Origin of the sequence: Afipia massiliensis (genome assembly GCF_001006325.2) — a bacterium.
In the GTDB taxonomy this organism is placed as follows: Bacteria; Pseudomonadota; Alphaproteobacteria; order Rhizobiales; family Xanthobacteraceae; genus Afipia; species Afipia massiliensis_A.
In genome coordinates this window covers 126763-145692 of the sequence record NZ_LBIA02000001.1, presented here as the reverse complement: position 1 = coordinate 145692, position 18930 = coordinate 126763, and the positions used below count along the sequence as shown (strand labels likewise).

At 61.6% G+C, this 18930-nt stretch carries 16 protein-coding genes and 2 riboswitches; of the genes, 12 read left to right on the top strand and 4 right to left on the bottom strand.

Translation table 11 applies throughout. The annotated features are described in order from the left end of the window. Nucleotides 1–333: 333 nt before the first annotated feature. Nucleotides 334–1215, top strand: coding sequence for an HdeD family acid-resistance protein (locus YH63_RS00610; RefSeq protein WP_349642959.1), 882 nt, complete (start codon nucleotides 334–336; stop codon nucleotides 1213–1215). A 26-nt stretch (nucleotides 1216–1241) separates the two neighbouring features. Here YH63_RS00610 and YH63_RS00605 read toward each other — a convergent pair whose 3' ends face one another. Genes YH63_RS00605 through soxA form a run of 3 tightly spaced genes read right to left on the bottom strand, consistent with a single transcriptional unit; the run spans nucleotide 1242 to nucleotide 3275 of the window. Then, complete coding sequence (locus tag YH63_RS00605) at nucleotides 1242–1739, bottom strand: GlcG/HbpS family heme-binding protein (protein ID WP_046829286.1); 498 nt, start codon at nucleotides 1737–1739, stop codon at nucleotides 1242–1244. Between the two features lie 34 nt (nucleotides 1740–1773). Continuing rightward, nucleotides 1774–2436, bottom strand: a complete 663-nt coding sequence (soxX, locus tag YH63_RS00600; protein ID WP_046829862.1) for a sulfur oxidation c-type cytochrome SoxX — start codon at nucleotides 2434–2436, stop codon at nucleotides 1774–1776. Between the two features lie 14 nt (nucleotides 2437–2450). Next, a complete protein-coding gene (gene soxA / locus YH63_RS00595; protein WP_046829287.1) occupies nucleotides 2451–3275 on the bottom strand; it encodes a sulfur oxidation c-type cytochrome SoxA in 825 nt (274 codons plus the stop codon). Nucleotides 3276–3521: 246 nt separating this feature from the next. On the opposite strand from soxA, the gene soxY reads away from it, so the two are divergent. The 9 genes from soxY (at nucleotide 3522) to YH63_RS00550 (ending at nucleotide 11092) form a co-directional block, all read left to right on the top strand. After that, on the top strand, nucleotides 3522–3986 hold the full coding sequence (gene soxY, locus YH63_RS00590) for a thiosulfate oxidation carrier protein SoxY (RefSeq protein ID WP_046829288.1): 465 nt from the start codon (nucleotides 3522–3524) through the stop codon (nucleotides 3984–3986). A gap of 49 nt (nucleotides 3987–4035) precedes the next feature. Next, nucleotides 4036–4365: a thiosulfate oxidation carrier complex protein SoxZ gene (gene soxZ, locus YH63_RS00585; protein WP_046829289.1), complete on the top strand. Its 330-nt coding sequence runs from the start codon at nucleotides 4036–4038 to the stop codon at nucleotides 4363–4365. Between the two features lie 110 nt (nucleotides 4366–4475). Further along, nucleotides 4476–6173, top strand: a complete 1698-nt coding sequence (gene soxB, locus YH63_RS00580; protein ID WP_046829290.1) for a thiosulfohydrolase SoxB — start codon at nucleotides 4476–4478, stop codon at nucleotides 6171–6173. Nucleotides 6174–6391: 218 nt separating this feature from the next. Beyond that, nucleotides 6392–7669, top strand: a complete 1278-nt coding sequence (gene soxC, locus YH63_RS00575) for a sulfite dehydrogenase (protein ID WP_046829291.1) — start codon at nucleotides 6392–6394, stop codon at nucleotides 7667–7669. Further along, nucleotides 7653–8357, top strand: a complete 705-nt coding sequence (locus YH63_RS00570; protein ID WP_046829292.1) for a c-type cytochrome — start codon at nucleotides 7653–7655, stop codon at nucleotides 8355–8357. Before soxC ends, YH63_RS00570 begins: the two co-directional genes overlap by 17 nt. Nucleotides 8358–8380: 23 nt before the next feature. After that, nucleotides 8381–8665 carry a c-type cytochrome gene (locus YH63_RS00565; RefSeq protein ID WP_246395234.1) on the top strand — a complete coding sequence of 95 codons (285 nt, stop codon included), beginning with the start codon at nucleotides 8381–8383 and terminating at the stop codon, nucleotides 8663–8665. A 23-nt stretch (nucleotides 8666–8688) separates the two neighbouring features. After that, complete coding sequence (locus YH63_RS00560; protein WP_046829294.1) at nucleotides 8689–9210, top strand: DsrE family protein; 522 nt, start codon at nucleotides 8689–8691, stop codon at nucleotides 9208–9210. A gap of 56 nt (nucleotides 9211–9266) precedes the next feature. Continuing rightward, entirely contained in the window at nucleotides 9267–10541 is a 1275-nt protein-coding gene (locus YH63_RS00555; protein ID WP_046829295.1) for an NAD(P)/FAD-dependent oxidoreductase, read from the top strand. Between the two features lie 158 nt (nucleotides 10542–10699). Then, nucleotides 10700–11092 carry a c-type cytochrome gene (locus tag YH63_RS00550; protein WP_046829296.1) on the top strand — a complete coding sequence of 131 codons (393 nt, stop codon included), beginning with the start codon at nucleotides 10700–10702 and terminating at the stop codon, nucleotides 11090–11092. A 239-nt stretch (nucleotides 11093–11331) separates the two neighbouring features. Here YH63_RS00550 and metE read toward each other — a convergent pair whose 3' ends face one another. After that, on the bottom strand, nucleotides 11332–13683 hold the full coding sequence (gene metE / locus YH63_RS00545; RefSeq protein ID WP_046829297.1) for a 5-methyltetrahydropteroyltriglutamate--homocysteine S-methyltransferase: 2352 nt from the start codon (nucleotides 13681–13683) through the stop codon (nucleotides 11332–11334). Between the two features lie 98 nt (nucleotides 13684–13781). Beyond that, a riboswitch (cobalamin riboswitch) is annotated at nucleotides 13782–14000 on the bottom strand. 276 nt (nucleotides 14001–14276) lie between these two features. Next, nucleotides 14277–14495: riboswitch (cobalamin riboswitch) on the top strand. Between the two features lie 115 nt (nucleotides 14496–14610). Between metE and YH63_RS00540 the strand changes: the two genes are divergently transcribed. Together YH63_RS00540 and YH63_RS00530 are read left to right on the top strand one after the other, a co-directional pair. Further along, nucleotides 14611–17529 (top strand): ribonucleoside-diphosphate reductase subunit alpha, encoded by a 2919-nt coding sequence (locus tag YH63_RS00540; RefSeq protein ID WP_046829298.1) that lies wholly within the window; start codon nucleotides 14611–14613, stop codon nucleotides 17527–17529. 127 nt (nucleotides 17530–17656) lie between these two features. Continuing rightward, nucleotides 17657–18817, top strand: a complete 1161-nt coding sequence (locus tag YH63_RS00530; protein ID WP_083992682.1) for a ribonucleotide-diphosphate reductase subunit beta — start codon at nucleotides 17657–17659, stop codon at nucleotides 18815–18817. Nucleotides 18818–18930: the final 113 nt, after the last annotated feature.

The window sequence follows — 18930 nt, the reverse complement described above, 5'->3', positions numbered from 1 at the left end:
CGGCAGAGCCACGTAGTTGGCCCGGACGGTGACCCCAGCCTCCCGGGCGCAACGGGTGCGAACCGTGCGCGCAGGCGCCGCATCCTGCTCCGCCTTCAAGACGCCTCTAGAAAGCGCCCCTCACGAACAGGACACGTCGAACATACGAGAGGTTCAGCGCGCGGGGATTCGTATCCCCATCACGAAATGTTGCAGCCTGCGTGTGCGCGATATTGTCCGCCGTCATTCCGGGGCGCGCGTCTTCGCGCGAGCACGGAATCCATCACCGGACTATTGATTCCCTCGAAGCATGGATTCCGGGCCTGCGCCAAGGGGCGCATCCCGGAATGACGGGTGGAGAAATCGGCCCGCCCCATTGATTCAATCCTGCGCGTGCCGGTCCTTGCGCATTGTTTCTTCTTGCGGAAGACCTCTTTAACCAAGGCGTCCTCGCGCTCATGCATTGGCGCTCTGCGGCCCATGCCGGTTTCAAAAGTTGACACCGGCCGGCAACAGGCAAATTCTGACCGGTGTCACGAGGATGCGCTGAAGGCGGCTCCTGCGTTCGAATATGCCGATGCCATCGGTCGCTCCCTGGAGACGGTTGGTGCAACGTCGAAAGAACGGAGAGATCCAATGTCCGACACATCGGCCCCATCGCGGGCGACCTTACCCGGTTCAGGATTTGCGCTGCGTGAAGCTCTCGCCCAAAACTGGTGGCTGGTGTTGTTGCGCGGCATCGCCGCCATTCTCTTCGGCATACTGGCGTTTGTCTGGCCGGGTCTGACGCTGCTGACTCTCACGTTGTTCTGGGGCGCATTCGCGCTCGCTGACGGGGTGTTGTCGCTATGGGCCGCGATATCCGGCAGAGGTGACGCCATTGCACCGCGCTGGTGGCTCGCTTTCGTCGGCATCGCCGGCATTGTCGCGGGCTTGCTGGCGTTCTTCTGGCCCGGCACGACCGCCCTGGTGCTGCTGATGTTCATCGCCGTCTGGTCGATCGTGATCGGCGTGCTGGAGATCTGGGGCGCGATTCAATTGCGCAAGGAAATTGAAGGCGAATGGTGGCTGATCCTCGGCGGTCTGGTTTCGATCGCCTTCGGTGTTCTCCTGCTGGTCCGGCCGGGCGCCGGCGCATTGGCGCTGGTCTGGACGATCGCCTGGTTTTCGATGCTCATGGGTGTTATTTTCATCGGGCTGTCGTTCCGGCTGAGGAAGCTCAAGGCTCCGGCCTGAATCGACAGCGGATGAGACGTGCGGCTTTAGAAGTCGAGCTTGTCGCTGATCGCGGCGATGCCGGCCTTGGCGCAGGCTTCGTCGGCGTCGCCGCCCGGTGCGCCGGAAACGCCGATCGCGCCGAGCAATGAGCCGCCGGCTTCGATCATCACGCCGCCGCCGATCACCACGACGTTGGGCAGATTGCGCAGGCCCTGCATCGCGGGCGCCTGCGTTGCCGTGTTGAGCTCGGTTGTGCTGCTGCGGAAGCTGACCGCGGTCCATGCCTTGCCAGTCGCGGTCGGCGGCGTATGCGCACCCGCGAAGCGATCACGCAGCATCACCTGCGGCGTGCCGAAACGATCGACCACGGCGACCGACACCTGATAGCCGCGCTTGCGGCAATCGGCGAACGCGGCCTTCGCCGCGTCCAGCGCCAGTTCGGGGCTGAGCGATTTGTATGTGACGGTCGCGTCCTGCGCGCGCGCGGGAAACGAGGCGAGGGCGCAAACAGCCGCCATCGCCAGCAGATATTGCACCTTCATCTCGTTATCTCCGCTTTGCGCAGGATTGCCGGGTCTACTTGTTGACCGGCGATTCCGGATCGAACAGCAATGCGACGAGATCGGTGATCTGCTTTTCCGTCAGCACCTTATTCGCGCCGAAGCGCGGCATGTTGGAGCACGCCAGCACCGCATGGGAATCGTAGATCTTCGTGAACGTGGTTTTGATCTCGTCGGGCGCGTATTTGCGATCCTTGCCGTAAGCCAACAGGCTTGGGCCGATCGTGCCGTAGCTGAGTTCGGCCTTTTCCAGCTGATGGCAGGCGTAACAGTTGCCGCCGCTCACGGTGTCCGGCGCGTCCGAAAACTGTCCGCCGCGACCGTTGTTGGCGATCTTCTTGCCTTCCTTCCAGTCGCCGAGCATTTTCCCGTCGGCGGGGAAGACAACCTTCGCCAGTTCGCGCGCGATGATCTTGTCGGCCTCCGCCGATGGCACATCGTTGCGATACTGATTGCAGAGCTTCAGCGTTTCATCCGGTTCGATGCGGGCCTGCCATTCCGGCGGGGCCTTGCCGAAGGTCGCTTTCACATACGTATCCACCAACGCCGGATCGACCTTCTTGACGGTGGATGCAACGTCGGCCTTTTTTGCCGCCGTCTGCGCCTGCGCGGCGAGAGCGAGCGTTCCGATGCCGGCGGCGGTCAAGATCAGCGCGGCAAATTTTGAAATTGTTTTCATGATGCGCTCCTCTCTCAACGCTTGATCGACGGGACGTTGATTTCAGCGCCGGCCGCCTGCTTCTGCAGGAACACGGTCAGGGCGGTGAGAGCGTCCGAGCCGTATTCCGGAACCGGCCAGCGCTGCTGCCGGAAGCAATCCCACAGGCGGTGCTGCATCGTGCGCAGCGCACCTTGCGACACGCGATAGGTCGGCCATACACCCATGGTTTCCTGCGCCTGTTTGCCAGGCTTCGACAGGTCCGGCAGACCCTGAAGCCGGATGCGCTTGCCTTCCTCGGCGTGGCAGGTGGCGCACGAAAAATCCATCACGCCGCCGCGCCGATAGAACAATTCCTCGCCGACGGCGACCATTTCCTGTTCTTTCGGATGGCTGAGCGGAACGTCGATCTTCATGCCGCTCGACTTGTTGGCGATGAAGGCGACGAGGTCTTCCATGTCGGATGCGCGGCCGGGGCCGGAGAACCGGCGGGCGATCACGTCCTTGGTGTCGAGACCCTGAATGTTCGTCATGCACCACAGCAGGCGCTGCTCGGTGTCCATGACCTTGTCGGCGTCCTTGAAATAGCGTGGCAGCTTGGCGAAAGCGCCTTCCAGCTTGCCAGGACCCTGACCCAGATCGCAGGTTTCAAGGGAAACATCCTTGGTGCCGCGCTTCTGGCTCCACAGGACTTCGCCGCGGTCGACCGCGAGAAAGCCGGGATTCGACATCGGATCGGAAATCATCGCGCGATAACGCTCGATTTCCTTTTCACTCGCATCCTGTGCATGAACGGGGGCGCCCGAAGCGCACACCAGAATGGCGAAAGCTATCGCCGACCGAATCGTGGTCTGTCTCATTCTTGTTCCTCCCTCCGTCAGGCCGTCTGTGCGACCCTTTCGGTTCCCCGGATTAGCCTGGTGTCGTGAATCTGAAGTTCATTTTATTTCGCAGATGCGAACTAGCGAACCACCACACCGGCACATCTTTACATTCAAGAAAAACAATATAATGATGTGTCTCGGATCATGATAGATCACACTTGGCATCGTCAAGCGATACTATCGTCAAGGGATGCAAAAGACTCCCGCTGGAGGAATCATTCGATGAATTTGAAGACCGTTGAAACAACCCGTCGCGAAACGCTGACGCTCGCGGCCATCGCGGGGCTCGCGGCATTCCTCGCGCCGAAGATGTCGTTCGCCGACGAGAACGCCGTCGCCGCCGAAATCAAGAAGCTCTACGGCGACAAGAAGCCCGCCAGCGGCAAGATCAAGCTCGATGTGCCCGAGATCGCCGAGAACGGCCTCGTGGTGCCGGTCAACGTCGAAGTCGAAAGCCCGATGACCGACAAGGATTACGTGAAGGCGGTACATGTGTTCGCCGACGGCAATCCGCTTCCGGGCGTCGTCACCTACAAATTCACGCCTGCCTGCGGCAAGGCCTCCGCGTCGACCCGCATGCGCCTTGCGCAGACCCAGAACATCGTCTGCGTCGCGGAAATGTCGGACGGCAATCTCTACATGGCGAAAGCAAACGTGAAGGTCACCATCGGTGGCTGCGGCGGCTGATCGAGCGGCGTTCACTTAAGAAAAAGATACTCAGGCGAGGAATTTTCCCATGGCCAATGCACCCACCCCGCGCGTTCGTGTTCCTGCCGCCGCGAAGGCCGGCGAGATGATCGAAATCAAGACCCTCATTTCGCACGAAATGGAATCCGGCCAGCGCAAGGATTCGTCCGGCAAGGTCGTGCCGCGCAAGATCATCAACAAGTTCTCGGCGACGTTCAACGGCAAGCCGGTGTTCGAAGCGGACTGGAATCCGGCGATCTCGGCGAATCCGTATCAGTCATTTTTCTACAAGGCCTCTGAGACCGGCGAGTTCACCTTCACCTGGAAGGATGACGACGGTTCAGAATACACGGCCAAGAACAAGCTGACGGTCGGCTGAGGCGGGACCGTCATTGCGAGGAGCGCGAGCGGCGAAGCAATCCAGCTTCTCTCTTCAAGAGTGGATTGCTTCGCTTCGCTCGCAATGACAGCTTTACTGTAGGTGGTTCGATGATATCGAGGCGGGAATTCCTGCAGGCGACCGCGGCTGCGTCTGCGCTGACGATCGGAAGCGGACTTGGTTCGCTCGGACGCGTGGCCGCGCAGCAGCGCCTGACGCAGGCCGACATCACGCGCTTCGATCCGCTGGGCACGGTGACGCTGCTCTATGTTGCCGACATCCATGCGCAGTTGATGCCGCTGTATTTCCGCGAGCCGTCGGTCAACCTCGGCGTCGGCGCGGATCGCGGACTTCCCCCGCATCTCACCGACGACGCGTTCCGGAAATATTTCAATGTCGCCGCCGGATCGGCGGATGCCTACGCGCTGACGTCGGACGATTTCGTCTCGCTGGCGCGCAATTACGGCCGCATGGGCGGCATGGATCGCGTGGCAACACTGATCAATGCGGTGCGCGCGGAACGCGGTGCGGACAAGGTATTGCTGCTCGACGGCGGCGACACCTGGCAGGGAAGCTGGTCCTCGCTGCAGACCAAGGCGCAGGACATGGTCGACGTCATGTCGGCGCTGAAGCTCGACGCCATGGTCGGCCACTGGGAATTCACCTACGGCGCCGAGCGCGTCAAGGAAATAGCCGACAAGGCGCCGTTCGCATTTCTCGCGCAGAACATCCGCGACAACGAATGGCAGGAGCCGGTGTTCGAGGCGCGCAAGATGTTCGAACGCGGCGGTGCGAAGATCGCCGTGATCGGACAGGCATTGCCGCGCACGGCGGTGGCCAATCCGCGCTGGATGTTCCCAAAATGGGAATTTGGCATCCGCGAAGAGGATATGCAGAAGCAAGTCGATGAGGCGCGCGCCGAGGGTGCGCAGATCGTCGTGCTGCTGTCGCACGACGGCTTCGACGTTGACCGCAAGCTCGCGGGCCGGGTCAAGGGCCTCGACGTGATCCTGACCGCGCATACGCATGATGCGATGCCGGGCCTCGTGCGCGTGGGCGACACGGTGCTGGTCGCGACCGGTTCGCACGGCAAGTTCGTGTCGCGCCTCGATATCGAGGTGAAGGACAAGAAGGTCGCCGGCGTCCGCTTCAAGCTGATGCCGGTGTTCACCGATGCGATCAAACCGGACAGCGCGATGACCGCGCTGGTCGAGAAGGTGAGGGCGCCGTTCGCCAAGGATCTGGCGCGCGTCATCGGCAAGACGGATTCGCTGCTGTATCGACGCGGCAATTTCAACGGCACCTTCGACGATCTGATCTGCGACGCGATGCTGTCGGAACGCGACGTCGAAATCGCGCTGTCGCCCGGCTTCCGCTGGGGCGGCACGCTGCTTCCGGACAGCCCGATCACATGGGAAGACGTGACCAACGCCACCGCGATCACCTATCCGAACTGCTATCGCAACCAGATGACCGGCGCGCAGCTCAAGGAAATTCTCGAGGACGTCGCCGACAACATCTTCCATCCCGATCCGTACTTCCAGGGCGGCGGCGACATGGTCCGCATCGGCGGCATGGGTTATTCGATCGATGTGTCGAAGCCGATGGGCTCGCGCATTTCCGAACTGACGCATCTGAAATCCGGCAAGCCGATCGACGCCGCGAAGAGCTACACCGTCGCGGGCTGGGCCAGCGTCAACGAAAACACCCAGGGTCCGCCGATCTGGGACGTTGTGTCGGCGCATGTCGGCAAGCGCGGCACCGTCAAGGTCGAACCGAACACCGCCGTCAAAGTCTCAGGTGTCTGACGAGAGGCTGAAGGCATGCGAACCACGAATTTGAGCGTTCCGCTCCGTCATTGCGAGGAGCATAGCGACGAAGCAATCCAGTTCTTCCTTGTTGCTCTGGATTGCTTCGCTTCGCTCGCAATGACGGCTGAATCCGATCAGTCGCTGTGAGAAGCAACATCGATGGACAAGCTGCGTTCAACATATTCACGTATCGAGATAAATAGAAAGGATGCCGCATGAGTGACAAATCATCTGCGGATATTCTCAACCGCCGCAAGTTTCTCGGCGCAGTTGGTCTCGCCGGCGCAGGCGCTGCACTCGGCGCAAAGCCTGCGATGGCGGAAGGCGTCAAGCCTGATCCGCTGATCACCGAGATTCAGGACTGGAATCGCTATCTCGGCGACGGCGTCGACAAGAAGCCTTACGGCGTGCCGTCGAAGTTCGAGAAGAACGTGATCCGCCGCGACGTGTCGTGGCTCACGGCATCGCCGGAGTCCTCGGTGAACTTCACGCCGCTGCACGAACTCGACGGCATCATCACGCCGTCGGGGCTGTGCTTCGAACGGCATCACTCCGGCGTCGCGGACATCAATCCCGCCGAACACCGGCTGATGATCAACGGTCTCGTGGACAAGCCGCTGGTGTTCACGATGGACGATATCAAGCGCATGCCGCGCATGAACAAGGTCTACTTCCTCGAATGCGCGGCCAATTCCGGCATGGAATGGCGCGGCGCGCAGCTCAACGGCTGCCAGTTCACCCACGGCATGGTGCACAACGTCATGTACACCGGCGTGTCGCTGAAGACGCTGCTGGATGAAGCGGGCCTGAAGCCGAATGCGAAGTGGCTGATGCTGGAAGGCGCGGACGCGGCCGCCATGAACCGCTCGCTCCCGATCGAGAAGGCGCTGAACGATTGCATGCTCGCATTCGCCATGAACGGCGAGGCGCTGCGGCCCGAGCAGGGCTATCCGCTGCGTGCGGTGATCCCGGGCTGGGAGGGCAATCTCTGGGTGAAATGGATTCGCCGCATCGAGGTTGGCGACCAGCCATGGCAGACCCGCGAGGAAACATCGAAATACACGGATCTGCTGGCCGATGGACGTTCGCGCAAGCACACCTTCGTCATGGATGCGAAGTCGGTGGTGACCAATCCGTCGCCGCAGGCGCCGCTGAAACACAAAGGTCGCAACGTGCTGAGCGGCCTTGCATGGTCCGGGCGCGGCACCGTGAAGCGCGTCGATGTCTCGATGGACGGCGGGCGCAACTGGCAGACCGCGCGGATCGACGGGCCGGTGTTCGACAAGTCGCTGGTGCGCTTCTATGTCGACTTCGACTGGAACGGTCAGGAACTGATGATCCAGTCCCGCGCGATGGATTCGACAGGCTATGTGCAGCCGACCAAGGACGAACTGCGCAAGGTGCGCGGCGTCAACTCGATCTACCACAACAACGGCATTCAGACCTGGCTGGTGCGTTCAGGCGGGGAGACTGAAAATGTCGAGATCGGTTAAGCTCGCCGCAGTCGCGCTGTTATGCGGCGTCGCGCTCGCAGTTGCGAACTCGCGGATCGAAGCGCAGCAAATTGCCGCACAGGCGGCCGCGAAGACCTCGTCTAAGCTCGGGCTCGGACGTCCCGCGCTGCCGGACGAAATCAAGGCGTGGGACACCGATGTGCGGGCGGACGGCAAGGGCCTTCCGCCGGGCAAGGGCACGGTGAAGCAGGGGGACGTGATTTTTCAGGCGCAATGCGCGTCCTGCCACGGCGAATTCGGTGAAGGTGCTGGCCGCTGGCCGGTGCTTTCCGGGGGCGCCGGAACGCTGAAGGCGGATCGCCCCGACAAGACCATCGGCTCGTTCTGGCCGGATCTGTCGACCGCGTTCGACTACATCAAGCGCGCGATGCCTTACGGGAATGCGCGGTCGCTGTCCGATGATGATGTTTATGCTCTGACGGCCTACCTTCTCAGCATGAATGATATCGTCAAAGGCGAAAATTTCGAATTGAATGACAGGAACTTTACGTCCATCAAGATGCCGAATGCGGCGGCGTTTTACGACGACGACCGCGAGACCGCTGAAAAACAGTTCTGGAAGAAAGACCCGTGCATGAAGGATTGCCGCAGCGCACCGAAGGTGACCGGCCGGGCGATCTCGGTGGACGTGACGCCCGACAGCAAATCCGGGCCGAAGGTCGATTGATGAGGCGGCCGTCGGCGAGGGCGATGCTTTTCGTTCTGGCGGCGGGCCTTGCGCTGGAAAATGCTGCTGCGGGAGACCGAGAACTTGGACAATATCTGTCGTCGGAATGCGTGACCTGTCACCGCGTTTCGGGTCAGAATGCGCAGGGCATTCCGAAAATCGCTGGATGGCCGGAAGACCAGTTCATCGCGGTGATGAATGCCTATAAGGACAAGCAGCGCGACAACCCGGTGATGCAAACCATCGCGGGACGGCTCGAAGCGGGTGACATCGCGGCTCTGGCGGCTTATTTCAAGACGCAGAAATAGCGGTTCCAACATCGGAGGTTGTCATGACAGACCACAAGGGTTCGACAACGCGTCGCAGCGTCATCATCGGAGCCGCTGCGGGTGGTCTGGCCGCGGCAACGGCGCACGCCGCGCCGCCGGCGCTGTCGATGGCCGACCTGAAGAAGGAAGGCGATGTTGCTTGCCTCTATCATTGCGACTACGGCGACAACGCGCGCTTCGCCCAGACGCTGAACAACATTTCCAATCATTATTCGGCTTACGGCGCCGATCCGTTCGGCCTGCAACTCGTCATCATCGCGCACAGCGTCGCGGTGAAGTATTTCCTGAGCACGCTGGAGGGAACGCCGTGGAAGGACGAGACCATCGATCCGGCCTTGTTTGAGCGGGTGACCGCGCTCGCCAAGAATGGCCTTAAGGTTCATCTGTGCGAGATCACCTTCCAGCGGCTGAAGCTCGACAAGGGCAAGGTGCGAGACGTGCCGTTTATCAGCTTCGTGCCGTCGGGCGTCGCCACCGTCGCGGCGCTGCAATCGAAAGGCTTTGCCTATCTGAAAGTCGGCTGACCGGCGTGGCCTGCCTGCTGAAACCATTTTTCAATCAAGAATACTGGAGGGATACCATGAGCATCAATCGTCGGCAGTTGATTACGGGATCGGCATCGTTCGCGGGCGTCATGATGTTTGGCGCACCTGCGGTTCTCGGGCAGGGCAAGCCGCGCGTTGTGGTGATCGGCGGCGGCGCGGGCGGCGCGACGGCCGCGAAGTACATCGCCAAGGACAGCGCGGGCGCGATTTCCGTCACCCTGGTCGAGGCGAACCCAAGGTATCAGACCTGCTTCCACAGCAATCTCTACCTCGGCGGCGTCAGGGACTTTGCGTCGATCACGCACCGCTACAACGGGATGAAGAAGCATGGCGTCACCGTCGTCAACGGCATGGCCGCGAAGATCGATCGCGACAAGAAAGAGGTCATTCTCGCCAACGGCAAGAAGCTTCCTTACGACCGCCTCGTGGTCTCGCCGGGCATCGACCTGAAATACGATTCCGTTCCCGGCTGGTCGCAGGCCGCCGAAAAAGTGATGCCGCATGCCTGGAAGCCGGGTGCGCAGACGCTGCTCCTGAAGAAGCGTCTCGACGCGGTGCCAAACGGCGGCGTCATCGTGATGATCGCTCCGCCGAATCCCTATCGCTGCCCGCCCGGACCTTACGAGCGCGTCTCGATGATGGCTCATGCGTTGAAGAAGGCGAAGAAGGATCGCAGCAAGATCATCATCATCGATCCGAAGGAAACCTTCTCCAAGCAGGCGCTGTTTCAGGAAGGCTGGGAAAACCGCTACAAGGGCATGGTCGAATGGCTCGGCCCGAAGGTGCATGACGGATTGAAGTCGGTCGACCCGAAGACCAACACCGTCGTCACCGGTTTCGAGACCTACAAGAACGCGGCGCTGGTCAACGTCATCCCCGCGCAGATGGCCGGTGCAATCGCGCGCGATGCCGGCCTGGCCAATGCCACCGGCTTTTGCGCCATCGATCCGACGAACATGAAGTCGGCGATCGATTCCAACATCTACGTTCTCGGCGATGCCTGCATCGCCGGCGAGATGCCAAAATCGGCGTTCTCCGCCAACAGCCAGGCCAAGGTCGCCGCCATGATGATCCGGGGCGAACTGGCTTCGGCGCGCACGTTCCCGGCGCGTTACACCAACACCTGCTGGAGCATGATCGACACCGATGACGCCGTGAAGGTTGGCGGCGCTTACGAAGCCAAGGACGGCAAGATCGGCGCGTCTTCCACGTTTATCTCAAAGACCGGCGAGAGCGCCGATCTGCGCAAGCAGACGCAGGCGGAAAACATGGGTTGGTATACCGGGATCACGGCCGATATATTCGGCTGATGAACTGATCGTTGACGGAACCCGCCGCGGGGCGCGGTGGGGTTCGGTCTCATGCCCCAAATCCTCTTCTCTCAAGTCTTCCTCTCTAAGTCTTCCCGCCCATAGTTCTCACTCTCACCACCTGCCAGCCTTCCTGCCCGCTTCAAAGGTCAAACCACATGATTGCTCGTTCGCTCGTCGCCGCCCTCGCTCTTGCCGCTGTCAGCTTTGCCACTTCCGCCAATGCTCAGGACGTTGCCGCGGGCGAGAAGTCCTTCAACAAGTGCCGCGCCTGCCATCAGGTCGGCGAGACCGCCAAGAACACGGTGGGTCCGGTGCTGAACGGATTGTTCGGCCGCAAATCGGGAACGATCGAGGGCTACAACTATACCGACGCCAACAAGAATTCGGGCATCACCTGGGATGACGCGGTGTTCGCCGAGTACATCAAGGACCCGAAGGCCAAGATCCCCGGCACCAAGATGGCGTTCGCCGGCATCAAGAAGGAAGACGAGATCAAGGATCTCACCGCATTCCTCAAGCAGTACGGCGCGGACGGGAAGAAGAAGTAATCCGACGTTCCGGGCGCGCGAACGACCCGCACGCACAATGTCGTCCCCGCGAAGGCGGGGACCCATACTCCCTAAACTCTCATTTAAGATTGATAGCCGGGCAAGCGGTGCGGCATCACGCGCAACGGTGAATTCGGTGGTTATGGGTCCCCGCCTTCGCGGGGACGACGCGAGATACTGTTCTTCGCCTCTCCCCGTAAGAACGGGGAGAGGGAGAACTGGCATCAACAGAACGACGACTACGCCACGCGCGCCTGCCGTGCGGCCTCGACCATATTGCTCAGCGCGGACTTCACCTCCGGCCAGCCGCGCGTCTTGAGGCCGCAATCCGGATTGATCCAGATCTGCTCCGGCGACAGGTTGCGCCGCGCCTTGCCGATCAGCTCCATCATCTCCGGCACTTCCGGCACGCGCGGCGAATGGATGTCGTAGACGCCGGGTCCGATTTCGTTCGGATACTTGTAGGTCACGAAGGCGTCGAGCAGCTCCATTTTCGAGCGCGAGGTCTCGATCGAGATCACGTCGGCGTCCATCGCGCCGATGGCGTCGATGATGTCGTTGAACTCGGCGTAGCACATGTGGGTGTGGATCTGGGTTTCGTCCTTCACGCCAGCTTGCGAGACCTTGAAGCAGTCCACCGCCCAGTCGAGATACGCCTTCCAGTCGCCCTTGCGCAGCGGAAGACCCTCGCGCAACGCCGGCTCGTCGATCTGGATCACGCCGATGCCGGCCTTTTCCAGATCGGTCACCTCGTCGCGCAGCGCGAAGGCAATCTGGCGGCAGACCTGATCGCGCGACAGGTCGTCGCGCACGAACGACCATTGCAGCATGGTGACCGGGCCGGTGAGCATGCCTTTCATCGGCCGCGTGGTCAGCGACTGCGCATAGGACGACCAGCCGACCGTCATCGGCTTGGGGCGCGAGACGTCGCCGAAGATGATCGGCGGGCGGACATAGCGCGAGCCGTAGCTTTGCACCCAGCCGTGCTTGGTGAAGGCGTAGCCCGACAGTTGCTCGCCGAAATACTGCACCATGTCGTTGCGCTCGAACTCGCCGTGCACCAGCACGTCGATGCCGATATCTTCCTGCCAGCGCACGGCGGTCTCGGTTTCCTTGCGCAGGAACGTGTCGTACTCGGCGTCGCTGAGCTGGCCCTTGGCGTGAGCGGCGCGCGCCTTGCGCACCTCCTCGGTCTGCGGGAACGAGCCGATGGTCGTGGTCGGGAACGAGGGCAGGCCCAGCACCTTGCTCTGCAGTTTCTGCCGCGCGCTGAACGCGCTCTTGCGCTCCGACAGGGCCGAAGATTTTTCCGCCGCACGCGATTGCACGGCAGGATTATGAATCTTCGGCGACGATGCGCGCTTCTTGGCAGCATCGTCCGAGGCCGCGAACACATCCTTGACGGACTCGCGTCCCGACGACAGCGCGCGGCTCAGCGCGGCCAGTTCGCCCATCTTCTGCACCGAGAACGCAAGCCAGCTCTTCAGGTCGGCGTCGAGATCGGTTTCCTGATCGAGATCGATCGGCACATGCAGCATCGAGCACGACGGCGCGATCTGGATTCTGTCCGCGCCACGGAGCGCGATGGCGTCGTTGGAGAAATTGAAGACCCGTGTGAGATCGGCGCGCCAGATGTTGCGTCCGTCGATCACCCCCAGCGACATCACGCGGTCTGCTGGCATCTTGTCGAGGACGGAGTTGATCTGGCCCTTGCCGCGCACCAGATCGAGATGCACGCCCGCGACCGGCAGCTTGGTGACGAGATCGGCGTTGTCGCCGAGTTCGCCGAAATAGGTGGCTAGCATGATCTTGACGCCGGGCACCTTCAGCGCGAGTTCGCTGTACGCCGTCTTCAGCGCGGCCTTTTCATCCGCGTCGAGATCGAGCACGAGACACGGCTCGTCGATCTGCACCCAGTCCGCGCCTTCGGCTGCGAGCCTGTTGAGCAACTCGATGTAGACCGGCAGCAGCTTCGGCAACAGCGACAGCCGGTTCTCACCCTTGCCGAGCTTGAGGAACGTCACGGGGCCGACCAGCACCGGCCGGGTCTGGATTCCGAGCGCCTTGGCTTCGCGGTATTCATCGATCGCCTTGGTGGAGGAGAGGGCGAAGGTCTGATCCTTCGAGAACTCCGGCACCATGTAATGATAGTTGGTGTCGAACCACTTGGTCATTTCCTGCGCCGGAACGCCTTGCCCGTGGCTATGGCCATGCGCGCAGCCGTCGTGGTCGCCCGAGTCCTTGTGAGACAAGCCTTTCTGGCTGCCGCGCGCCATCGCGAAATATGTCTCGAAAGACACCGGCCCGCCGGTCCAGCCGTAGATCTTCGGAATCGCACCGACCATGGCGCTGGTGTCGAGCACCTGATCGTAGAGCGAGAAATCGTTCGACGGGATCACGGTGACGCCGAGATCGCGCTGGCGCGTCCAGTTGTCGGCGCGGATTTTCGCGGCGGCCTCGCGCAGCGCGGCCTCGTCGATCTTGCCGGACCAGAATTTCTCCAGCGCCATTTTCAGTTCGCGGCGTGGGCCGATGCGCGGCACGCCGAGCGTGGCGACAGGAATGGAAGCAGTGGAAGCAGAATTCGTCATCGGAAACCCCGTGATGTTGGGGCAGGGCCGGACATGCGCGAACGACAGAGACGGAAGTGCCGTCCTCCGCAAGCGACACACCGGGGCACCCCGCCCGTGGACGTACTGTGATCGCGGCAGGTCTCCTGGCTTGCGGGTCGACGCCTTAAGTCCGGCCTTCCCGCGGCTTGCGCCGCAGTGGCAGTGATGGACAAAGGCTCGCCGCTTACAGTTGCGGGGGCAGCTTCGGACTTGCGCAATCCACCTGGACCGCGCGCACCGCATTCCCTCTTGGCTCCGGACCACCGATCCGCAGAACCGCGATGGTCAAGTTATGAGAAGCGCATTCCGGTCGGTCAAAGGGAAAGCTTCCCACCGGGCACCTCAGAAGATCGCGCGCGACGCCTGTGGGCAGAAACTTGATGGCGTCGCCGTCACTGATTCTCGTTGATTTGTCCTGAGGTGCGATATCGTGGCGTGGTTCTGAATTATCTTGGCCGTGGAAACAGAATCGAAGCACTCTAACCCAGTGTTGAGAAACAGCGGTTTCTCGAAGGGCCTAGGGATAACGGGGATGCTTTTTAATCTTTTGTTGACTCTTTGAGCCTTATATCACCACATGTAGATGTCACGGTCCGCTGGACGTCAAAATCTAGTGGCTAAGAGGGAAGCCGGTGAGCTGCACGTTTGATGCAGCAAGTCCGGCGCTGCCCCCGCAACTGTAAGCAGTGAGTTGAATCCGACCGATGTCACTGGTGCGTTTTTCGCATCGGGAAGACCGGGTTCAACGCTGACCTGCGAGCCAGGAGACCTGCCGCGACACCAAAAGAACGTCCACGGGCGGGGTGTCCGGAGGTCGCTTGCAGCATTGCCGGCGCTTGCCGGTCGTCATGCAGCGTTCTCTCGGCCCAAGCCCCCAAAAAATTGCAACACGCACGGGGTCTGCCGATGTCTCTCTCTCTCGAACGCGAAGCCGCAAAATCCGCTCCTCTCATTCAGTTGCGTTCCGAGTCGCTGGCCGTCCCTGCCACCACACCGCCGTTGCAGGTCATCCGCCGCAACGGCACGGTCTCGCCGTTCGACGCGAGCAAGATCTCGATTGCGATGACCAAGGCGTTCCTCGCGGTCGAAGGGCACACCGCGGCGGCGTCGCGCCGCATTCACGAGGTCATCGAGCAACTGACGAACGAGGTCGTCGGCGCGCTGACCCGCCGGATCGGCGAGGGGCGCACCTTCCATATCGAGGATGTGCAGGATCAGGTCGAACTGGCGCTGATGCGCAGCGAACATCACAAGGTCGCTCGTGCCTATGTGCTCTATCGCGAGGAACGCACGCGCCAGCGCGCCGAGGCGGAAGCCGCAAAGCCCGCCAAGACTTCTTCCGAACCGCAACTGCATGTGACGCTGGGCAATGGCACGCGCGTGCCGCTCGATGTGGATCGCCTGACGCTGATCATTCAGGAAGCCTGCGCCAATCTTGACGGCGTCGATGCGGCACCGGTTCTCGCCGAGACGCGCCGCAACCTTTACGACGGCATTAGCCAGGATGAACTGGCGCTCGCGGGCATCATGGCTGCACGCACGCTGGTGGAACTGGAGCCGAACTACGCCTATGTCAGCGCGCGGCTGCTGCTCGACAAGCTGCGCACCGAAGTGCTGTCGTTTGTCCATTCCGCGCAGATCAACGCCTCGCAGGCCGACATGACGGCGCGCTATGCGGAGTACTTTCCGGCCTATGTCAAAAAGGGCATCGAGGCCGAGCTGCTCGATCCCGAACTGGCACGCTACGACCTGAAGCGGATCGCAGCGGCCTTGAAGCCGGAGCGCGATCTGTCGTTCCAGTTCCTCGGGCTGCAGACACTGTACGACCGCTATTTCCTGCATGACGACGGCAACCGCATCGAGCTGCCGCAGGCGTTTTTCATGCGCGTCGCGATGGGCCTTGCGATCCGCGAGATCGATCGCGAGGCGCGCGCCATCGAATTCTACAACCTGCTGTCGTCGTTCGACTTCATGGCGTCCACGCCGACGCTGTTCAATTCCGGCACGCTGCGGCCGCAACTGTCGTCCTGTTTCCTCACCACGGTGGCGGACGATCTCGACGGCATCTTCAAGTCGGTGAAGGACAATGCGCTGCTGGCGAAGTATTCCGGCGGCCTCGGCAACGACTGGACCCGCGTGCGTGGCCTCGGCGCTCACATCAAGGGCACCAACGGCGAAAGCCAGGGCGTGGTGCCGTTCCTGAAAGTCGCCAATGACACGGCCATCGCGGTCAATCAGGGCGGCAAGCGCAAGGGCGCGGTTTGCGCCTATCTCGAGACATGGCATGTCGACATCGAGGAATTCCTCGATCTGCGCAAGAACACCGGCGACGATCGCCGCCGCACCCACGACATGAACACCGCGAACTGGGTGCCGGATCTGTTCATGCAACGCGTCGAATCCGACGGCGAGTGGACGCTGTTCTCGCCGGACGAGACGCCGGACCTGCACGATCTTTACGGCAAGGCGTTTGCCGAGCGTTACGCCTTCTACGAGGGCAAGGCCGCGCGCGGCGAGATGCGGGTGTTCAAGAAGCTGCGTGCCACGGATCTGTGGCGTCGGATGCTGACCATGCTGTTCGAAACCGGGCATCCGTGGATCACCTTCAAGGACCCGTGCAACCTGCGCTCGCCGCAGCAGCATGTCGGCGTGATCCACTCGTCAAATCTCTGCACCGAAATCACGTTGAACACGTCGGATGACGAGGTTGCGGTGTGCAATCTCGGCTCGGTCAACCTGCTCAACCATGTGGGCGAGGGCGGGATCGATCATGTGCGGCTGAAGCGGACGATTTCGACCGCGATGCGGATGCTCGACAACGTCATCGACATCAATTTCTATACCATTCCGGAAGCGCGCCGCTCGAACCTGCAGCATCGTCCGGTCGGGCTCGGCCTGATGGGCTTTCAGGACGCGCTGCACGCGCTGCGAATCCCGATGGCGTCCGACGCTGCCGTCACGTTCGCTGACACCAGCATGGAAGCGATTTCGTTCCACGCCATCACAGCGTCGGTCGATCTTGCAGCCGAGCGCGGACAGTATCCGTCGTTCAAGGGGTCGCTGTGGAGCAGGGGCATCCTGCCGATCGACTCGATTGAAATTCTGGCGGCCGCCCGCGGCGGCCTTGATGTGGACTGGTCGGTGACGCTGGACTGGACGGCGCTGCGCGCGCGGGTGCAATCCACCGGCATGCGCAACTCCAACGTGATGGCGATTGCGCCGACCGCAACCATCTCCAACATCTGCGGCGTGGCGCAGTCGATCGAGCCCGCCTACCAGAACCTCTACGTCAAATCGAACATGTCGGGCGACTTCACCGAGGTGAACGAATTCCTCGTTCGTGATCTCAAGGCGCGCGGCCTGTGGGACGAGGTGATGGTGTCCGATCTGAAATACTTCGACGGCAGCGTCGGCTCCATCGACCGCGTGCCGGACGATCTGAAGCTGCTCTATGCAACCGCGTTCGAGATCGACAGCGCATGGCTGATCGAGGCGGCAGCGCGGCGGCAGAAGTGGATCGATCAGGCGCAGTCGCTCAACCTCTATATCGCCAATCCATCGGGCAAAAAGCTCGATCAGCTGTACCGGCTGGCATGGGCGCGCGGCCTGAAGACGACCTACTACCTGCGCTCGCGCAGCGCCACGCACGTGGAGAAATCGACGCTCAAGGGCACCGACGGCAAGCTCAACGCGGTGTCGTCGTCGTCGCTCGCGGCCATGCCGGTGAACAAGCCCATCATGGTGCCGCAGTCGTCATCCGCGCCGGATCTGTCGGATGCAGTGGCGTGCTCCATCGACAATCCCGACTGCGAGGCGTGCCAGTAGCAGACTCGCCGTCATTGCGAGCGAAGCGAAGCAATCCAGAGCAAAAAGAAAACTGGATTGCTTCGTCGGCTCCGCCTCCTCGCAATGACGATCAGCAATGCCCCACATTATATAGAAAGCGAAGTCCATGCTCGACTGGTCCGAAACCTCACCCAAAGCCGCCAACACGCTCCCGCCAATCCTGACCGGCCAATCCGCAGCGATTGACCAGACCGGACTTGATTCAACAGGACTTGATTCAACAGGGCTTGGCACCATCGACCGCAAGGGCGGGCGCGTGTCGGTCGATGACAAGGCGATGATCAACTGCCGCGCCGACGTCAACCAGTTGCTGCCGCTGAAATACAAATGGGCGTGGGAGAAGTATCTTGCCGGCTGCAACAACCACTGGATGCCAACCGAAGTTTCGATGCAGGCCGATATCGCGCTGTGGAAATCGCGCGACGGCCTCACCGAGGACGAGCGCCGCGCGATCAAGCGTAATCTCGGATTCTTCGCGGCCTCCGAGAGCCTCGTCGCCAACAACATCGTGCTGGCGATCTATCGCCATCTGACCAATCCCGAATGCCGCCAGTACCTGCTGCGTCAGGCGTTTGAGGAGGCGGTGCACACGCACACGTTTCAGTACATCGTCGAAAGTCTCGGCCTCGACGAGGGCGAGCTGTTCAACATGTACCGCGAGGTGCCGTCGATCACCGACAAGGCGGCCTGGGCGCTGAAGCACACGCAGAATCTCGAGAACCCGGACTTCAAGACCGGCACGCCGGAATCCGATCAGGCGTTTCTGCGCGATCTCGTCGCGTTCTACGTGATCTTCGAGGGCATGTGGTTCTACACAGGTTTTGCGCAGATCCTGTCGCTCGGCCGCCGCAACAAGATGGTCGGCATCGCCGAACAGTATCAGTACATCCTGCGCGATGAATCGATTCACCTGAACTTCGGCATCGATGTCATCAACCAGATCAAGATGGAAAATCCGCACCTGTGGACGCGCGAATTTCAGGACGAGATCCGCGGCATGATCCGCGAGGCCGCCGAACTGGAGGCCGCCTACAGCCGCGACACCATGCCGAGGGGATTTCTGGGGCTGAACGCCGCGCTGTGCGAGCAGTACATGCACTTCATCGCCAACCGCCGCTGCGCCCAGCTTGGGCTCACGCGCGTATTCGACGAGACGGACAATCCGTTCCCTTGGATGTCGGAGGCGATGGACCTGAAGAAGGAGAAGAACTTCTTCGAGACCCGCGTGATCGAATACCAGAACGGCGGCGCGCTAAGCTGGGAATGAATTGTTAATCTTTCGGCGCCAGCGGTGCCGGGATATTGCTCAGCCCGCTGCAGTTGCACACATCGTTAGCAAGAAACGCCCGCCTGGCGGGCGTTTTTTTCTGCGCGCGGTAG